We start from the raw sequence: 18,329 nt of genomic DNA on the forward strand, positions 1-18,329 counted from the left end.
ACATGGATAGGGTATGACTTGCTGTGACACGTCGTAGACCCATCCATGGGGACTCGAGGCCAGCATCCTTGCTGGCCACGGTCACATCAAGTCATACCCTATCCATGTCATTACCATCGGTGGGTAGTGCAAAGTTTTATTAGTCACTCTATTAGCCTATCTTTAACTTTCCTGATTGAGTCGGTAGCCCAGAGCTTCACTTAGGTGATTGTCCTGAATCAGTTCGCTCTGTTCCAAATCGGCAATGGTACGGGCGACTTTCAGTGTGCGGTGGTAGGCACGAGCAGAGAGTTTCAGGCGATCGATGGAGCTATCCAGCCAACTTCTTTGTTCTGTTGTCAGCTTGCAAACGGACTTTAATTCGGAGCTGCTTAGATCAGCGTTGATCTTGTTGCAGCGGTCTATTTGCTGGTTTCTGGCATCAATTACTCGCTGACGTACCTGCTCACTGGATTCTCCCGGCTGGTGTTCGGCAGTAAGCTGTCCTTTGGGCAAAGGTGGTACCTGGATTTGCAAGTCGATGCGGTCCAGCAACGGGCCGGATATTTTCAGGCGATAGCGGCGAATCTGGTCTGGGGTACAGTGGCAACGTGATTCGCCCATATAGCCACAGGGGCATGGGTTCATTGCGGCTACGAGTTGAAAATTGGCTGGATAGTTGTGCCGTGCGCGAGCGCGGGAGATGGTGATTTCACCGCTTTCCAGTGGTTCTCGCATTACTTCGAGGGCGCTGCGGGGAAACTCTGGCAGTTCGTCCAGAAACAATACGCCACGATGGGCCAGTGAAATCTCACCGGGCTTTGGGTTGCTGCCGCCACCCACAAGTGCAGTCGGGGAGGCGGTGTGGTGGGGAGCGCGAAAGGGGCGCTGAAAGAACGGATCGCGAATGCCGTGGCCGGCCACTGAGTGAATGGCGGCTACTTCCAGTGCTTCCTGTTCGGCCATGATTGGTAGTAATCCAGGCAGGCGGCTGGCCAGCATGGTTTTGCCGGTGCCCGGAGGCCCGCTGAAAAGCAGGTTGTGGCCACCTGCGGCGGCAATCTCCAATGCGCGTTTGGCGCGGTGCTGGCCGATGATGTCCGACAGGTCGGGGTGGTTGGCTGTTGTGTACTCGTTATCTTGCGAGGTACTGGCAACGGGGAGTTCGGCATTTCCGTGTAAGTGAGCGCACACCTCCAGTAAATGCTTGCCGTGGCGAACTTCGGTCTGGCTGCTGAGCGCTGCTTCGTGGCTATTTGTTCCCGGCAGTATCAGGCAGCGTTTGGCGCTGCCACAGGCCAGTGAGGCGGGCAGTGCGCCGTCGATAGGGCGTAGCTCTCCGGACAGGGCCAGTTCACCCAGGAATTCGTATTGATTGAGTTTGTCGCTGGGTATCTGGCCCGAGGCGGCGAGGATGCCAAGGGCAATTGGCAGGTCAAAGCGACCGCCTTCTTTGGGCAGGTCGGCCGGCGCCAGGTTGATGGTGATACGTCGGGCCGGAAATTCAAAGTGAGCATTCAGGATCGCACTGCGCACCCTGTCTTTGGATTCCTTAACGGCGGTTTCCGGCAGGCCGACAATGTTGAGGCTCGGCAAGCCATTTGAAAGGTGAACTTCTACGGTAACGCTGGGGGCGTGAATGCCGGATTTGGCACGGCTGTGAACAATGGCAAGAGCCATAACTCCTCCTTGAGTTGTGGTGGCAAACGCTCCGATGTTTGCCGGGTCATTCTTCGTCTGTGCGACAGATTACTGTTTGTTGAGCTGCTGTTCCAGCGCGGCAACCTGTTGCTCAAGAGCATCCAGTTTTTCACGGGTGCGGCGCAGTACGGCTTGCTGGGCGTCAAATTCTTCGCGGGGAACCAGGTCGAGCTGGTTAAAGGCGCTGGTCAGGGCAGTGCGCAGATGCATTTTTACTTCATCGCCCAATGCGCTGGCCCCTGGGCCAAAGGTCTGGTTGAACTGGTTGAGAAATTGTTCGAGCAGCGGGTTGGGTATCATAAAATTACTCCACAAAGTCAGCTGGGCATTGTAACACTTGCTGCAGATGAGTATCTTCTACGGCTATTCCGGTTATTGAGTTGGACGACTGCATGAAACTGATTACTGCCATCATTAAACCTTTTAAATTGGACGACGTGCGTGAGTCCCTGGCCGATATCGGCGTACAGGGTATTACCGTTACCGAAGTGAAGGGCTTTGGCCGCCAGAAAGGCCATACCGAACTCTATCGCGGTGCTGAGTACGTGGTGGACTTTCTGCCTAAGGTGAAGCTTGAAATCGCTATTGATAGCAGTCAGGTGGATCAGGTGGTGGAAGCGATCACCAAGGCGGCGGCTACCGGTAAAATTGGTGATGGTAAAATCTTTATCTCTACTTTGGATGAAGTAATTCGAATTCGCACCGGCGAAACCGGTGCAAATGCTATCTAACGTTTAACAGCCGTTAAAACGCATAATAATTTTTTCGGCACTCTGTTGGGGTAACGACAGCAGAGTGCTGAACAACTCCTGGTCGTTCGTCTTTCCCATCGCAAACTTTAACCCCGCTTTCGCTTGCTTGTTGCTGCTTATCTGGCAGCAGGTGATAAACAATCGGCCACGCCAGTCCGTATCGAGCCAGCTTTCTTCAACAATGGGTATGTTTGGGTAGTGCGAGCGAATGGTGGCGGCAAAAAGGCCGCTGCTGGTGTCAATAGCAATGCGATTGTCATTGTGCAGTGGCGTAGAGCCCAGACCGCAGCTGGGTGAGCGGCTTTTCAGAATAAAGCCGTGTAATTTGGATTTGGCGGCGATGTATTGATTGCAGGCATTTTGTAATGCTGAGGTGACATCCAATTCTTTCTGCTCCACGCCGAGGGCCTGCAGGCCACCATCGCTGGCGACCAATTGCACCGGTGGCCGCGGTACACCGAGGCCAGCAGCCATCTCCGGGCAAAAAGGTAGCAGCTCAAGCTGTTCTGACAGCAACGTTGTTATCAATGGTTGGTGCTTGTCTCCACCATCGTAGCGCACTTTGTCGCCGGTCAGGCAGGCGCTGACGCCTACCTTAGGTTTTTTTGAGGCCATAATCAGTCTTTGATAATCAGGTCGAAGGTGACCTGGATATTGTCTGAGTAGGTAATTTCGTCGGGCAGATATACTCCACCAGCTTTCTCCATGGAGGCGGAAGCTGCCATGAAGGCATCGGCTTGAGCCAAGTTTCTGGTTGCCATGCCAAATTCTGGAAAGCGATTTTGATAGTTGATTCTTACGATATGCCCCAACTCTGCACCATAGGCATTGGCGAGCTCTTTTGCCTTTAATTTGGAGCTTTCGATGGCATTTAACCGGGCTTGCTGGCGGTGTTTATCTTCTTCTGACGAGTCGTATTGAATGTTGTTAATTCCCTGAATTTTTTCTGCCAAACCAAGATCCATAACGTCTGATAATTTATCCAGATTGCGAATAGTAACTACCATCGAGCGACTGGCCTGGTAGCCGATAAACTCCTGGCGAGATTGAGCGCGGTTGTATTCATACTGCGGATTTACCCGCAGTGAAGATGCGACGATATCGTCTTTTTTAATTTTGAGTTTTAACAATTTGTCGATAAAAGCATTTACCCGGTCGTCTACTTCCTGTTTTGCGACAGATGCTTCTTTGCGGGTAGCACTGACATTAAGGTTAATGTGCGCCATATCCGGTTTTACTTTCACTTCGCCATATCCGTTAGTATGAATAAGGCGGCGGTCAAACTCGTCGGCTAACAGAGTGGTCGGTAGTAAAACTGTAAACAGCAGTAGCAGTGCTTTCATGTCGGTACTCTCCTTTTTTGGTTTACCTAAGACTCTGTAAGTGACTCTGGGTTCTATTTTTTTGGCTTATTACTTTGGGCTCTCGGATGCGCTTTATCGTACACCTTAGCCAAGTGCTGAAAGTCGAGATGGGTATAAACCTGGGTAGTGGAAATATTGGCGTGACCAAGTAACTCCTGTACCGCGCGCAAATCGCCGCTTGATTCAAGAATATGGCTGGCAAAAGAGTGGCGCAACATATGAGGGTGAACTTTACCGATCATTCCCTGAGAGATACTCAGTTGCTGTAACCGTAACTGCACGGTTCGTTGTGCAATTCGATTACCACGCTGGCTCACGAACAATGCCTGCGGTTCGTTAATGGCAACTTCTTCGCGTCGTTTAAGCCACTGCTGCAGTGCATTAATTGCATGCTGCCCAACAGGTACGATGCGCTCTTTGCGACCTTTACCAATAACTCGTGCGGTTCTGTCGCGAAAATCGATATCGGTAATATTGAGATTGGTCAGTTCGGAAAGACGCAGTCCGGAGGAGTAAAACAGTTCGACTATGGCGAGGTCGCGGCACTGGATCCAGTCGTCGGAATCGGCGTTCAAAAATTGCTGGGTTTGGTCGGCGTCCAGTGTTTTAGGCAATTTTTTTGGTGATTTTGGTGCACTGATGCCGTTGGCGGGATTGGTTTTCAGTCTGCCGTATTTAATCTCGAAATTAAAATAAGTACGCAGGCTGGATAGCCAGCGCTGCAAGCTGCGGCCACCCAGTCCCTTTCTGTGCAACTGTGCCAGATTAAGGCGTATATGGTGGCTGTCGATAATATTGGGGCTTTGAATCTGCTGCTGTTCGCAGAATGCGATCAGTTTGTCCAGATCGCGTAGATAATTGCTGATGGTGTGAGCAGAGAGGCCACGTTCAGAGCGCAGGTAGCGTTCAAAATCGGTGCGCGATTGTTCAAATCCACGCTCAGTGGTCATAGTTTTCCCCTGTAGGGGTTAGAAGCTGAGCCATAACCACTGTGCTCGTTACGTTATGAAACAGCTTCCAGGCAGTTACTTAATAAAACGCGGCAAGATTCGATTCAGTACTTCGGCGATGTAACTGAGGAACAGGGTGCCCATGCTGCTGCGGTAGTAGTTGGGGTCGCTGTTGCCCACCGCCAGAATGCCGTAATTCTGACCGCGACTGAGCGGAACGGCTGCAACCGATCCAACCTCGCTCGCTTGCTCACCAAACAGGAATTCCAGCTCTTCGGTACGCAATATGCCGCAGATGGCTCGGTTGCTGCGCAACAGGGTGCCTACCTGGCTGTTGGCTTCTTCCAGGCCAACCACGCGAGCAGTATTTGAAGGCAATTCACTGTTGTTGTTCAGGAGTACCAGGCTGAAGTAAGGCAGCTGGTAATCAGTGCCCAGGCTGTCGTAGAGGGTCTCCACAACAGCGTTGAGATCTCGTGCGTCGAGCAGGTTAAGCACCAGGCGCTTGGTTTTCTCAAACAGCTTGTCGTTGGTGCGCGCGGCATCCAGCAAGTTGTTGAGTCGGTGGCGCATCTCCATATTACGTTCCCGCAATACAGAGACCTGACGTTCGATCAGGGAAACCGCTTTGCCACTTTCATGGGGCAATTGGATAACTTCAAGCAGATCCGGGTGGTTTTCAAAGAAACCGGGATTGTTGTTGAGGTATGCCTTGATGTCGTCTTCAGAGATAGCCTTGGAGACTGTATCGGTTTCCGTGCTCATATTTTTATTCGCCCCTGGTACACGGTGGTTGCCGGTCCGGTCATCTTCACGGATTCCCCGTCAGCGGACCATTCAATGGTAAGACTTCCGCCCGGCAAATTGACTTTTACACGGGAGTCTAGCAGGTCTTGCAGTCGGCCGGCCACTACCGCAGCGCAGGCACCGGTGCCACAGGCGAGTGTTTCACCCGAGCCACGCTCATAAACTCGCAGGTTAATTTCGCTGCGACTGACAATTTCCATAAACCCGGCATTCACCCGTTCGGGAAAACGCTCATGACTTTCAATGGCGGGACCCAGCCTCTCTACGTCGGCATGTTTGACGGAAGATACTTGCAACACAGCGTGTGGGTTACCCATAGAAACCGCACCAATCATGACCGACTCGCCAGCCACCTCCAGTGGGTAGAGCGTTGCTCGTTGGGGGGCCTGGAACGGTATTTTGGCGGGCTCCAGAACCGGAACGCCCATATCCACGGTAACCTGGTTATTGGCACCGGCAATCAACTCGATCAAGCCGCTGCTTGTTTCCACTTTGATGACTTTTTTGCCGGTCAGGCGCCGGTCACGCACAAACTTGGCAAAACAACGGGCGCCATTGCCGCACTGCTGCACTTCGCTGCCATCGGCATTGAAGATGCGGTAGCGGAAATCTATATCCGGTTGACTGGGCGGCTCGACGATCAAAATCTGGTCGCAGCCAACACCAAATCGGCGATCTGCCAATTTCCTTGCTTTGGCCGCAGTCATCTCAACGACCTGAGTGATGGCATCAATCACCACGAAGTCGTTGCCGAGGCCATGCATCTTGGTGAAGCGCACCAGATTTTTTTTACTTTCAGCCACCGGTGCTTCCTTTTGCCGAATCACTGATAACCGATTCGCCGCGAATAAGGTCCTCAAAGGTTTCGCGCTCCCTGACCAGATGAAGAGTGTCGCCATCCACGATTACTTCCGCAGCGCGACCGCGACTGTTGTAGTTGGAGCTCATGGTAAATCCATAGGCACCTGCACCGCGCAGGCACAGCAGGTCACCTTCGGCGATAGCCAGATCGCGGTCCTTGCCAAGGAAATCGCCAGTCTCACAGACTGCGCCTACAATGTCGTAGCAACGGGTCGGTGCAGTGGAATTTGCATTTACCGGTTCAATCTTCATCCACGCCTGATAAAGGGATGGGCGCAGCATATCGTTCATGGCTGCATCGACTACGGCAAAGTTCTTGTGTTTGCCAAGCTTGAGCAGGTTTACCTGGGTTAGCAATACGCCGGCGTTGGCTGCAATTGATCGACCCGGCTCAACAATGAGCTCCAGATCCCGATCTTGCAGGTAGGGCAGCAGTTGCTTGATATATTCATCCGGGGATGGAGGCGTCTCATTGTTATAGGTAACGCCGAGGCCACCACCAATATCCAGGTGTTTTAAGGCAATTCCGTTTTCGGCCAATTCATCCACCAATTTCAGTACCCGTTGCAGTGCGTCTACAAAGGGAGCTGCTTCGGTAAGCTGGGAGCCGATATGGCAATCCACGCCGATAACTTTCAGGTTGGGCAATTCAGCGGCGCGTTGGTAGGTTGCCAGGGCATCGCTGATATCTATGCCGAACTTGTTGTCTTTAAGACCAGTGGAGATATACGGGTGGGTTTTGGCATCTACATCCGGATTTACGCGCAGGGAAACAGGCGCTATTAAACCCTGTTCACCGGCAACACGGTTGAGTACTTCCAGCTCCTCACGGGATTCGACGTTAAAGCAGTGAATACCTGCTTGCAGGGCGCGAACCATCTCATGCGGCTGCTTGCCGACACCGGAAAAGACCACTTTGGCTGGGTCGCCACCGGCTCGAATGACTCGCTCCAGCTCACCCACAGAAACAATGTCAAAACCCGCACCCAGTTTTGCCAGTACATCAAGAACACCCAGGTTGGAGTTTGCCTTGACGGCGTAGCAGATAAGGTGAGGTCTGCCCTTCAATGTGTCTGAATAGGCGTTAAAGTGTCGAGTCAGGGTCGCTCTGCTGTAAACATAGGTTGGGGTGCCGAAACGGGCGGCAACCTCGGTCAGGGAAACCTGCTCTGCATAAAGCTGGCCGTCATCCCCGGTATTAAAATGATCCATGGAAGTTGTCTCTGCAGCGTTCTGGCTAGGGCCTAGATGGCTTGTGATGGATTGTTGAATGCGCTTTCGGGCTCGGCAGGTACCAATGGCCCTTTGTTGCCACAGGCGGACAGCGTCAATACCGAAATCAGCAGGACAGTGATCGAAATCAGGCGTCGTACAATAGTCATCATTTAGCTTCTTGGTGTGTCAGCGTATAAACCGAAAAGTATACCGACCCATTGCTGGCGCGTATACTTCTGGCATCAAAACAGTATGCCAGGGTCTGTCCATAGGCTCTGGGGCTTCTTTAAGGATTTAAAGTAATTATGAACGAAAGCGCATTTTCCCAACTGGCCGACCAATTGATGATTGATATTGAAGAGGCGGTGGATGCCAGTGGCGCCGATATTGATTGTGAGGCCAACAATGGCGTGCTGACCCTGACTATGGAAGAAAACGGCACTGTGGTGATTGTATCCCGGCAATCAGCGGTTGCTCAGATCTGGGTAGCTGCAAAGTCAGGTGGGTTTCACTTCAACTGGCAGGAAGATAAGTGGGTGTGTTCAACCACTGGTGAAACATTGCCAGAGCTAATGACTCGAGTCTGCACCGAACAATCCAGCGAACCGGTGGTTTTAAAATTTTAAAGTTTCAGCTTTCAGTCGCTTCGTGACGCTGGAGGAAGGTCAGTAGCTGGCTTTGCTCCAGTGGTTTTGAAAAGTAGTAGCCCTGGCCATAGTGACAACCGAGCTTGATCAGCTGGTTTAGTTGCTCCTGGGTTTCTACGCCTTCTGCCACTACTTTCATACCAAGACTTTTGGCCATGGCGATGATGGTGGATACCAGGGTCAGGTCATCCTCGTCCTGGGTGAAATCCGAGATAAACGAGCGGTCAATCTTGAGGATGTCCACAGGGAACTGTCGCAAGTAGCTCAGCGATGAATAACCTGTACCAAAATCATCGATAGCAATTTGACAGCCTGAGTTTTTCAGGTGTTCAAAAAACTGTTTTTGGGTAAGACTGTTTGGGGTGAGTACACTCTCTGTTACCTCAAAGCACAATGCAGTATGAGGCAAATGGTATTTTTCAGCCGTGGCCAGCCACTGTGGGTGTGGATCATTATGCTTGGGAAACTCTTTGGCCGACCGGTTTATACAAAACTGCAGATGCGAATAACCCGCAGCGTGCAAACCGCTCAGTGCCTGACAGCTTTGTTCAAGTACCTGTTCACCCAATGTACGAATCAGGCCAAACTCTTCGGCAATGGGAATGAAGTGCGTCGGGGAGATATGGGTTCCCTGATCTTTCCAGCGAACCAGTGATTCAAACTTTTCGACTCTGCCGGTCTCCAGGTTGATTATCGGCTGGAAGGCGGTGGTGATTTGCTGATTACTGAGTGCGCGGTCAAGTCGATGCTTGAGGTCAAGGCGTTGATCTGCAGTAACCTGCATCTCCCGTGTGAAAAAGCGAGCGCAGTTTTTGCCGGCGGTTTTGGCGTTGTACATTGCCTGGTCCGCAAAAGATAACAGTTGATCTGCAGTGTTGGCATCACTGGGGTAGTGGGCAATTCCGATGCTGGCGGTAATAAATGTGTGCTGGCCATCCAGGTCGATCGGTTGTGCGATAGTTTGCAGGATTTTGTCGGCTATCTCTTCCAGCTCTGACGGGCTGTGAATATCTTCCAGCAGCATGGTGAATTCGTCACCGCCAAGGCGGGCTACGGTATCGGATTTACGGGTTATCTGGGTGAGTCGTTTAGCAGCAATGCGCAGCAGCTGGTCGCCCTGGATGTGTCCAAGACTATCGTTCACTGCTTTAAACAGATCCAGGTCAATAAACAGCACGGCAATCTGTCGATTGTTTCTCTGGGCGTGATGCAGGCTCAATCCAAGACGGTCGAGAAATAGCTGCCTGTTAGCGAGGCCGGTAAGCGAATCGTAATTGGCTTGAAAGTGAATTTTCTGCTCGGCGACTTTGTGATCGGTCAGGTCGGAAAAGAACAGCGCATAGTGTTCTATTTGGCCGGCATCGTTTCGAATGGCGTTTACTGTTAGCCAGGTGGGCAACAGCTTGCCGTTGTCAGCTTCGCACCAGAATTCGCTGCTCCAGTGGTCAGTCTCTTCAATGGTGTGCCAGATCTCGCTGTTGGTATGGCCGGAGTACTGGCTGGCGATGATATCTTCAACGCTTTTCCCCTGTAGTGCATGGGGTGACATATTGAGCATGTCTGAAAAGGTTTTGTTTGCCTCCAGAATTTGCTTCTGGCTATCGCAGATAACAATGCCTTCATTGGCGCTTGCGATCACTTGTCTGGAAATTTCCATCTTTTGCAATGTGCGGCATCTCTCCAATTCGCTGGAGATAAGATCGGCGAACAGCTGAAAAAGTACTTCAATGTTTTCAAGTTCGGACAGTGAACCGTGGTAGAGGGTATTCACAACGCCGATCACCTCACCGCATTTATCGACCAGAGGGGCTCCTACGTAGGAATGGATATCCATCTCTGTCAGTGCGGGGTCATTTGGAAACAGTTCCTGCACATTGTTGTTAAAAATACAAAAATTGCTTGCGGTGACATCTTCACAGGGAGTGTCTTTCAAAGAGTATTCAAAGTTATCGCAGATCTTTCCGTTATTGATAAAACTGATTGTTTGGCACGGTTTGTCTGGCTGTGGGGTAATCAGTGAAATGATTACCATATCTGCTTGTACAGCCTGGCCAAGAGCTAAGGCAATATCAGCAAAAATATCGCCACTGCTGGATTTGTTAAACCTGCGTACGGTGTGTGAGTGCGGTGTCAGTGAAAAATCTGCTAATGCGTTCGAATACATACTGCGTAATTCTCATTATTATTGCCTGAAGGTTATCCTGAGATGCAGCTCGGTTCAATTACCTTGTGGTTGATGGTTGAGACTCTCCTGTTATTGTGAAGATGCGATAACGCCCTATCTGACAGGGCTTGTGGGGCTGCAGCTAAATTTGGGGTTGAATTGAGAGGGTGAAGTGGATGCAGAAGTGTGACGCTTGTCACGGTTGGGACTATTAACAGACCCCGGTTGCGGCAATCTCTTGTGCTGTTGCAACCGGGGTCTGATCAAGCTTAACGTTGACCGAGTCGTTGGTTAGCTCTTGCCACCGCCTGGCGAACCTGATCGGGAGCGGTTCCGCCAATATGGTTGCGAGCTGCAACAGAGCCCTCCAGAGTCAGAACGTCAAATACATCCGCTTCGATACGATCCGAGAACTGTTGCAGTTCCTCCAGAGACATCTCAGAGAGATCCTTGTTCTGTTCAATGCCATAGGCAACTGATTTGCCAACCACTTCGTGGGAGTCACGGAAGGGGATGCCTTTGCGTACCAGATAGTCTGCGAGGTCGGTAGCAGTCGAGAAGCCGCGGCGGGCTGCTTCATACATAACCTCTTTCTTGCTGCGAATGGCGGGAACCATATCGGCAAATGCACGCAGGCAATCACGTACGGTGTCCACAGCGTCAAACAATGGTTCTTTATCTTCCTGATTGTCTTTGTTGTAGGCCAGTGGCTGAGACTTCATCAGGGTAAGCAGGCTGATAAGGTGGCCATTAACGCGGCCGGTTTTGCCACGTACCAGCTCCGGCACATCCGGGTTTTTCTTTTGCGGCATGATTGAGGAGCCGGTGCAGAAACGGTCGGGCATGTCGATAAAATTGAATTGAGCGGATGTCCACAGTACCAACTCTTCGGAAGCACGGGACAGGTGGGTCATCAGCAGACTTGCGAATGCACAAAACTCGATGGCAAAGTCCCGGTCACTGACTGAATCCAGGGAGTTTTCAGTGGGGCGGTCAAACTCCATCAATTGTGCCGTCAGTTCGCGATTGATCGGGTAAGTTGTTCCTGCGAGAGCGGCAGCACCCAGAGGTGACTGGTTCAGTCGTTTGCGACAGTCGACAAGGCGCCCATAGTCACGATCCAGCATTTCAAACCAGGCCAGCAGGTGATGACCAAAGGTAACCGGTTGTGCGGTTTGCAGGTGGGTGAAGCCGGGCATGATGGTGTCGGCTTCTTGCTCGGCCAATCCCAGTAAGCCTTTTTGCAGGCGAGTCAGCTCGTTGGCAATGACATCAATCTCATCCCGCAGCCAAAGCCGAATGTCGGTAGCAACCTGATCGTTGCGAGAACGGCCGGTATGGAGCTTTTTGCCGGTAATGCCAATGCGCTGGGTGAGAGCGGCTTCGATATTCATGTGAACATCTTCCAGCGCCTCAGACCATTCAAATTGACCGGATTCGATCTCTTGCTGTATTTCCGCCAGGCCTTTCTGGATCTGCTGGTGCTCTTCAGCACTCAGAACGCCAGCTTCAGTGAGCATTTTGGCATGCGCTAAGGAGCCGCGAATGTCCTGCACGGCCATGCGCTGATCAAAACTAACAGATGCGGTAAAACGCGCCACAAAGGCATCAGTGGCTTCCGAAAACCGGCCGCCCCAGGATTGATTGGTGTGTTTATCTGACATGGAGAATTGCTACGCTATGAGTGGTTGCTGTGATACAAGGTGGTCTTACGCTAATCTGAAAATAAAATTTAGCGGTTAGCATCAAGAATTAAGTTATTGTTATACCCAATAGGGGTTTGAAACTCAATGAATAAAGAAAAACCATTGAAAAATGACTCGCTGCTTCCTGATCTCTGTCACGGGCAAGAACTGCTGTCGGTGATAGTGATAGCGGAACTATTGTCTGTGCTTGTGGTGATAGCCGATGGTGGTATTGCTCATTTTGACTGGGTTCAATTGGGTATGGTCTCAATGCTGGCACTGGGAATTGCCCTGCTGAGCGCGCTGTTGTTGTGTAAAACCCGTCATCTGCTGGCAAAAATGGGGTTTGTCACGGCTGCTGGTGTTAGCTTTGCTGCTATTTTGCTGGTTGTACTGTTGTGTACGGTCTTTGCTCAATGGTTGCTGCAGGTATGGGGGTGGGGAGATGGCTTTAATGGTTGGCAGCTGCTGGAAGTAAGCCTGCTGGCTGCGATACCAGCTGGCATTTTGCTTCGTTACCTGTATCTGCAGCAACAACTCAGGATTCAGCAGAAGGCAGAGCTTGAATCTCGTATTCAGGCTCTGCAATCGCGAATCAGGCCACACTTTTTGTTTAACAGTATGAATATGATTGCCAGTCTGATTGGCTCTGACCCGGATAAAGCGGAGCGGGTGGTTGAGGATCTCTCTGACTTGTTTCGTTACGCCCTTACCGAGTCCCAGACTCTGGTACCACTGCGAGATGAACTGTCACTTTGCAGACGTTATTTGGCGCTGGAGAGTTTGCGGTTGGGGGATCGTTTAAAGGTGGAGTGGGAAATTGGCGATTACGGTGACGATGTGAGAATTCCCTGCCTGGCATTGCAGCCTATGTTGGAAAATGCCATCTACCATGGGATACAGTTGTTACCAGATGGCGGGAAAGTGAGCGTATCTGTGACCCGAAAGGCTGACCGATTAAATATTGAAGTAAAAAACCCGACGACTCCTATCATGCAGCGCCATAAAGGTAATCGCCTCGCCGTGCAGAACACCAGGCGCCGCCTTGAGGCCTATTTTGGCCAGACAGTTGAGGTGTCGTCAGAGCAGCTGGATAACTGTTATATTACGTCTATCAATTACCCGGTAAAGCTCGTCTGAGAGTTGGGGAAATAATAAGGACGCTATGAAAGTATTGATTGTGGATGATGAGCCTCTGGCCAGAGAGCGTTTGGCGCGAATGACCGGAGAAATAGACAATTGCCAAGTAGTTGGCCAGGCCGGATCAGGTCTGGAGGCATTGGAAATGGCTCGTATGGTCGCTCCGGATGTAGTACTGCTTGATGTGCGTATGCCGGGTATGGATGGCTTGTCTACCGCTACACACTTTGCTGAATATGATCCGCCTCCAGCGGTTATTTTCTGTACCGCGTACGATGACTATGCCGTTGAAGCCTTCTCGTCCCAGGCACTGGGATACTTGCTCAAGCCGGTGAAAATGCCTGATCTTGAGTCCGCTATCTGTCGTGCCAGACGTCTTAACAAGGCGCAACTGGAAGACCTTGAACAGAGCCCGGGTTTTAAACACCACCGGCGCGCCCATGTCAGCTCCAAGAACCGTCGGGGTGTGGAGTTGGTCTCTATTGATAATATTCGCCTGTTCCAGGCTGACAATAAGTACGTAACGGCTTATCACACTGAGGGTGAGGCGTTACTGGACGAGACTCTCAAGGACCTTGAAGACGAACTCAACGGCCAGTTTGTGCGAATACACCGCAATGCACTGGTGTCGATTCCCCATATTGAAGGTCTGGAGCGTAATCAGGAGGGGCAGTATTTTGTACGCCTTACCGATCTCGATATTCGTCCCCAGGTAAGTCGTCGTCACGTAGCCCAACTGCGCAAGTTGCTGGAAACGCTGTAAAGCATCAAGAGGCGGAGGTAGTACACCCGCACAGGCCTCTGCCTCTGGTATCATGACTGCTTTTCCAAGCAAGTTGAATTTGTAAAATGACCACCAAAACCCTTCGCATTGCCACACGCCAGAGTCAACTAGCACTGTGGCAAGCCGAATACGTCAAAAGTGAGCTTCAAAAGCGCCACCCGGATCTTCAAGTTGAGCTGATTGGTTTTAAAACCAAAGGCGACATTATTCTGGATACACCACTTGCCAAAGTGGGTGGCAAGGCGCTGTTTGTGAAAGAGCTTGAAGTTGCCATGCTGGCTAACGAAGCCGATATTGCGGTGCATTCCATGAAAGATGTGCCGATGGAATTCCCGGAAGGGTTGGGATTAGTGACGATTTGCGATCGCGAAGACCCTACAGATGCCTTTGTTTCCAATCACTACGCTTCGCTGGATGAGTTGCCTCATGGCAGTCGTGTGGGCACGTCCAGCCTGCGCCGCCAGTGTCAGTTACGTGAAAAACGACCGGACCTGAAAGTGCTGGATCTGCGTGGCAATGTGAATACTCGCCTCGCCAAACTCGACGCCGGTGAATATGACGCCATTATTTTGGCCACCGCAGGGTTGCTGCGGTTGGAGTTTGATGATCGTATCCGTCAGCGTATCGCCCCTGAAGAATCACTGCCTGCTGGTGGGCAGGGTGCGGTTGGTATTGAGTGCCGAGTCGATGATGATGAGATTTGCGAGCTTGTGAAGTCGCTCCATCACGCAGATACCGCAACCTGTGTGGCGGCTGAGCGCGCAATGAATCGCCGACTTCAGGGTGGTTGTCAGGTGCCTATCGCCTGCTACGCAATTTTGGAAGGCGACCAGATCTGGTTGCGAGGATTAGTAGGAGCGGTGGATGGTTCACATATCTTGCGCGACGAAATTCGTGGCCCGGCCGAACAGGCCGAGCAGCTGGGTGTCACCCTCGCCGAACGCCTGCTGGCGCAAGGTGCTGATCGCATTCTGGCAGAGGTCTACGGTCAGTCGTGAGTCTGAATGGGCGCAGGATTCTGGTGGTTCGACCGCAACCGCTGTCCGGTGCTGAGGACAGGTTCTGCCAGTCGCTGAAGGCGGCTGGAGCGGAACCCCTGCACTATCCGGTGCTTCGGTTACAACCATTAGCAACACCGGGAAAACCCGGGGTGATCTCCGATATTATCCAGAAGCTGGCGGAGTACGATGTTGTTATCACCATCAGTCCCACGGCCGCCTGCCTGGCAGTTGACTGGATTGATCACTACTGGCCGGAGGTGCCGGTTCACCCCAGGTTTTTTGCTGTTGGCGCCACAACTGCTGAACAGTTCGCTCAAATGGGACTGGCTGTGACCAGTCCGCCAACCGATATGACCAGCGAAGGATTGTTGGCATTGCCCGAGTTGCAGGATATGTCCCACCAGCGGGTACTGATTTTTCGCGGCGAGGGCGGACGTGATTTATTGGCAGCCGAGTTGGAGCGGCGTGGAGCCAGTGTTCAATATGCCGAACTTTACCGTCGTGAGCGTTGTGAGCAACATCGTGATGCGATTGTGAAGGCGCTGGCCGTCGGCGTTGCCGCAGTAGCCATACATAGCCAAGAGCTGCTCAACAGCCTGTTGTATCAACTGGATGAACGCAGCACAGAGTTACTAAAGCGAATTCCGATTGTGGTGCCCAGTGAGCGAGTAGCCGAGCAGGCCAGGCAGTGCGGTTGTGATCGAGTAATTGTTGCCACCAATGCCCTGCCTGAATCTATGGTGTCTGCTTTGTCAGGGTGCTAAAGTCTTAAGGCTTTAGCGCCCTAATTAAAGGCTCGCATTTGCGAGTCGACCCAATAAATCATCAGGAGTGATAATTGTCGTGACCGATAACAACAACAGCCACGATAACCCCTCGAAAAAATCGACTGAAAACAAGTCAGCAGAGCAACCTGAGCTGCCGGAAACGCCAGAGAAAAACAGCCCTGACGATAAAAAATCGACCGCTGCTGCAAAGCCTGAAAAAAAACAGAAAGCACCAGATCGTAAAAAGTCAGCTTACGTAAAAGCGGCACTGCGTTGGTTGCTGCTTCTGATTCTTCTGTCCGGCCTGGCAGCTGCTGGCTACTACGGTTGGCAGTCACTCAATCAATTACTGATAAATGAGCGTCAGGATTACACGGCGTTGGAAGAGCAGTTGGCCGAACAGGAGCGCCAATTGCAGGCAATGATGCAAGAGGTTACTGCCGCTAAAGAGCGAGAGCAAAGCCAGGTTGGCAAAAACGATGAATTTGTCGATCAGTTGGCCCAATTGCAACGCCGGGTAACCAGCCACGGCAGTCGTCTGCGTGAACTCTCCACGGCCACAAGGGAAGACTGGTTGCTGGCAGAGGCTGAGTACCTTTTGCGGCTTGCCAATCAGCGGCTGTTGACCGAACGCTCAACCCAAAACCCGGTGGCACTGCTAAAAACCGCTGATGAAATTCTCAGCCGCTTTGATGATCCTGAGTTGTTTGCTGTGCGCAAGCAGCTGGCTGAAGACATTACTGCGTTGCAGTTGGCCGGGGTGGTCGATCGCGAAGGCCTGTATTTGCAGCTGACGTCTCTGTCGGAGGTGATTCCGGAGCTGCAGTTGCTGGTTAAGCCCTGGGATGCTGAATCTGTTGCTTTGGCCGACCCTGAATCTGTTCCGGAAAGTGGCGAAAAGAGCTGGAGTGAAAAGCTGGCGGACAGCGCCTCCAAGGCTTGGGAAGGCATGCAAGGGTATGTGCGCATTCGCCATCGCGACCACCCGGTAGAGCCATTACTGAGCCCGGACGAGGAAGTGTACCTGCGCCAAAACCTTACCATTCTGCTAGAACAGGCGCAGTTAGCACTCTTGCGAGAGGAGCCGGCAATTTACCAAACCAGCTTGAACAAATGTGCCACTTGGCTGAAAAATTATTTCCAATTGAACCAGCCTGCGCAGGTGTTTCAAGAGCGGATCGTCGAGTTGGAGCAACAAAATATTGTCCAGAAGCTGCCCAATATCGCCGGCTCTCTGGAAGCGCTTCGCAATTACATAAACCTCTGGCACCTGCGCCACCAGGCACCGGCTAAGCCGGAGGCTGAATCATGAGGCGCGTTCTGTTCTGGTTTGCACTGCTGCTTGTCACCGGTGCGCTATTAGCCTGGTTGATGGAGCAGGAGACCGGTTACCTGTTGATTGCCATTGGACAAACCACTATTGAGATGAATTTGTGGGCGGCCCTGCTGGTACTGTTGCTTGTCTGGGGGGTAGTGAAGGCGTTGGTGCGGGTACTCCGCTCACTGGCCTTTATCAAACGCTGGCGCGCCAGACGTATCAATACTCGTCGACAGCAGACTGCTCGTGGATTGATTCACTATATGGAAGGGCGGTGGGATAAGGCGCGTCGCGATTTGTTACGTGGGGCGGGCCGTTCCGATATGCCGCTGGTTAATTATCTGGCGGCGGCTAATGCGGCATCCGAACTGGGTAACATTGACGAAGTACAAACCCTATTGCTGGAGGCGGAAAAATTCGCGCCAGTGGATTCTCCTGCCATTGGCCTCACTCAGGCCAAGCTGTTGTTAAAAGCCGAAAGGTTTGAAGAGGCGCTTGCAGTTCTTGAGCGCTTGCGAGACCAATCCCCGGATCACAGTTATGTGCTGGCCTTGCTGGTACAGGCTTATAAAGGGCTTCAGGATTGGAAGAGCCTCGACCGGCTATTGCCGCAGTTGAGGCAGCAGCGAATATTGAATAAACGTCAACTGATTGAGCTGGAGCAGCATGTTTATGCAAACCTGTTGATGGCGGAAGCAGCTCGAGCTGGGTCGGGCCAAAGTGAGGCGCTGCAAAACCTGTGGCGCGAACTGCCATCCAGTGTCAGGCAGAGTCCAAAGGTGGTGCTGGCATACAGCCACTATCTACAGGCTAAAGGTGAATCAGAGAAAGCGGAAAAACTGCTTAGTTCAACGATCAATCGCTACTGGGATGACCAATTGGTACACCGCTACGGTTTGCTGGATCATCCGGATGTATCCAAGCCGCTGGTGGTTGCTGAAGCCTGGCTGCGTGAGCGTCCGAATAATCCGGTGCTGCTGTTGGCGCTGGGGCGTCTGGCGCAACGAGCCCAGCTTTGGGGCAAGGCGAGGGATTACCTGGAAAGCTCGCTGGCGATAAGTGCTGCCCCGGAAACTTATGCCGAACTGGCAAGGCTGATGGCGCAGTTGGGTGATTCCGAACGCAGTGCCAATTACTATCAGCAAGGCTTGATTCAATCCGCCCAAAACTAAAACTCTCACACTGCTGCGTTCG

19 protein-coding genes are annotated in these 18,329 nt (G+C 52.0%); 8 read left to right on the plus strand and 11 right to left on the minus strand.

From position 1 onward, the window contains the following. Positions 1-162 precede the first annotated feature (162 nt). Both QP938_03495 and QP938_03500 read right to left on the minus strand, forming a co-directional pair. Complete coding sequence (locus tag QP938_03495) at positions 163-1,659, minus strand: YifB family Mg chelatase-like AAA ATPase (protein ID WIO74982.1); 1,497 nt, start codon at positions 1,657-1,659, stop codon at positions 163-165. Positions 1,660-1,728: 69 nt separating this feature from the next. Continuing rightward, positions 1,729-1,980: an accessory factor UbiK family protein gene (locus QP938_03500; GenBank protein ID WIO74983.1), complete on the minus strand. Its 252-nt coding sequence runs from the start codon at positions 1,978-1,980 to the stop codon at positions 1,729-1,731. Between the two features lie 92 nt (positions 1,981-2,072). Between QP938_03500 and glnK the strand changes: the two genes are divergently transcribed. After that, positions 2,073-2,411 carry a P-II family nitrogen regulator gene (glnK, locus tag QP938_03505; protein ID WIO74984.1) on the plus strand — a complete coding sequence of 113 codons (339 nt, stop codon included), beginning with the start codon at positions 2,073-2,075 and terminating at the stop codon, positions 2,409-2,411. Positions 2,412-2,414: 3 nt separating this feature from the next. On the opposite strand, the gene QP938_03510 is transcribed toward glnK, so the two are convergent. The 7 genes from QP938_03510 to QP938_03540 all read right to left on the minus strand — a co-directional run bounded on the left by QP938_03510 (position 2,415) and on the right by QP938_03540 (position 7,799). Then, complete coding sequence (locus tag QP938_03510) at positions 2,415-3,047, minus strand: DUF523 domain-containing protein (protein WIO74985.1); 633 nt, start codon at positions 3,045-3,047, stop codon at positions 2,415-2,417. 2 nt (positions 3,048-3,049) lie between these two features. Then, positions 3,050-3,775: an SIMPL domain-containing protein gene (locus QP938_03515; protein ID WIO74986.1), complete on the minus strand. Its 726-nt coding sequence runs from the start codon at positions 3,773-3,775 to the stop codon at positions 3,050-3,052. A 53-nt stretch (positions 3,776-3,828) separates the two neighbouring features. After that, positions 3,829-4,746, minus strand: coding sequence for a tyrosine recombinase XerC (gene xerC / locus QP938_03520; GenBank protein WIO74987.1), 918 nt, complete (start codon positions 4,744-4,746; stop codon positions 3,829-3,831). Between the two features lie 75 nt (positions 4,747-4,821). Further along, positions 4,822-5,511, minus strand: coding sequence for a DUF484 family protein (locus QP938_03525; GenBank protein WIO74988.1), 690 nt, complete (start codon positions 5,509-5,511; stop codon positions 4,822-4,824). Then, entirely contained in the window at positions 5,508-6,317 is an 810-nt protein-coding gene (dapF, locus tag QP938_03530) for a diaminopimelate epimerase (protein ID WIO75607.1), read from the minus strand. The genes QP938_03525 and dapF overlap by 4 nt, the downstream gene beginning before the upstream one ends. 31 nt (positions 6,318-6,348) lie before the next feature. Continuing rightward, on the minus strand, positions 6,349-7,626 hold the full coding sequence (gene lysA, locus QP938_03535; GenBank protein ID WIO74989.1) for a diaminopimelate decarboxylase: 1,278 nt from the start codon (positions 7,624-7,626) through the stop codon (positions 6,349-6,351). A 32-nt stretch (positions 7,627-7,658) separates the two neighbouring features. Then, a complete protein-coding gene (locus QP938_03540) occupies positions 7,659-7,799 on the minus strand; it encodes a lipoprotein (protein WIO74990.1) in 141 nt (46 codons plus the stop codon). Between the two features lie 135 nt (positions 7,800-7,934). Between QP938_03540 and cyaY the strand changes: the two genes are divergently transcribed. Further along, on the plus strand, positions 7,935-8,255 hold the full coding sequence (gene cyaY / locus QP938_03545) for an iron donor protein CyaY (protein ID WIO74991.1): 321 nt from the start codon (positions 7,935-7,937) through the stop codon (positions 8,253-8,255). Positions 8,256-8,259: 4 nt separating this feature from the next. Here cyaY and QP938_03550 read toward each other — a convergent pair whose 3' ends face one another. Together QP938_03550 and argH are read right to left on the minus strand one after the other, a co-directional pair. Continuing rightward, positions 8,260-10,440, minus strand: coding sequence for an EAL domain-containing protein (locus QP938_03550; GenBank protein ID WIO74992.1), 2,181 nt, complete (start codon positions 10,438-10,440; stop codon positions 8,260-8,262). 269 nt (positions 10,441-10,709) lie between these two features. Continuing rightward, positions 10,710-12,104 (minus strand): argininosuccinate lyase, encoded by a 1,395-nt coding sequence (argH, locus tag QP938_03555; protein WIO74993.1) that lies wholly within the window; start codon positions 12,102-12,104, stop codon positions 10,710-10,712. 126 nt (positions 12,105-12,230) lie between these two features. Between argH and QP938_03560 the strand changes: the two genes are divergently transcribed. The 6 genes from QP938_03560 (at position 12,231) to QP938_03585 (ending at position 18,307) form a co-directional block, all read left to right on the plus strand. Further along, positions 12,231-13,265 carry a histidine kinase gene (locus QP938_03560; protein WIO74994.1) on the plus strand — a complete coding sequence of 345 codons (1,035 nt, stop codon included), beginning with the start codon at positions 12,231-12,233 and terminating at the stop codon, positions 13,263-13,265. A 25-nt stretch (positions 13,266-13,290) separates the two neighbouring features. Continuing rightward, positions 13,291-14,028 (plus strand): LytTR family DNA-binding domain-containing protein, encoded by a 738-nt coding sequence (locus QP938_03565; GenBank protein ID WIO74995.1) that lies wholly within the window; start codon positions 13,291-13,293, stop codon positions 14,026-14,028. An 86-nt stretch (positions 14,029-14,114) separates the two neighbouring features. Next, positions 14,115-15,047 (plus strand): hydroxymethylbilane synthase, encoded by a 933-nt coding sequence (hemC, locus tag QP938_03570; GenBank protein WIO74996.1) that lies wholly within the window; start codon positions 14,115-14,117, stop codon positions 15,045-15,047. A 23-nt stretch (positions 15,048-15,070) separates the two neighbouring features. After that, on the plus strand, positions 15,071-15,814 hold the full coding sequence (locus QP938_03575; protein WIO74997.1) for a uroporphyrinogen-III synthase: 744 nt from the start codon (positions 15,071-15,073) through the stop codon (positions 15,812-15,814). 79 nt (positions 15,815-15,893) lie between these two features. Then, entirely contained in the window at positions 15,894-17,129 is a 1,236-nt protein-coding gene (locus QP938_03580) for a uroporphyrinogen-III C-methyltransferase (protein WIO74998.1), read from the plus strand. Continuing rightward, a complete protein-coding gene (locus tag QP938_03585) occupies positions 17,126-18,307 on the plus strand; it encodes a heme biosynthesis HemY N-terminal domain-containing protein (GenBank protein WIO74999.1) in 1,182 nt (393 codons plus the stop codon). The genes QP938_03580 and QP938_03585 overlap by 4 nt, the downstream gene beginning before the upstream one ends. Positions 18,308-18,329 lie beyond the last annotated feature (22 nt).

Source organism: Porticoccaceae bacterium LTM1 (assembly GCA_030252795.1).
Lineage (GTDB): Bacteria > Pseudomonadota > Gammaproteobacteria > Pseudomonadales > Porticoccaceae > SCSIO-12696.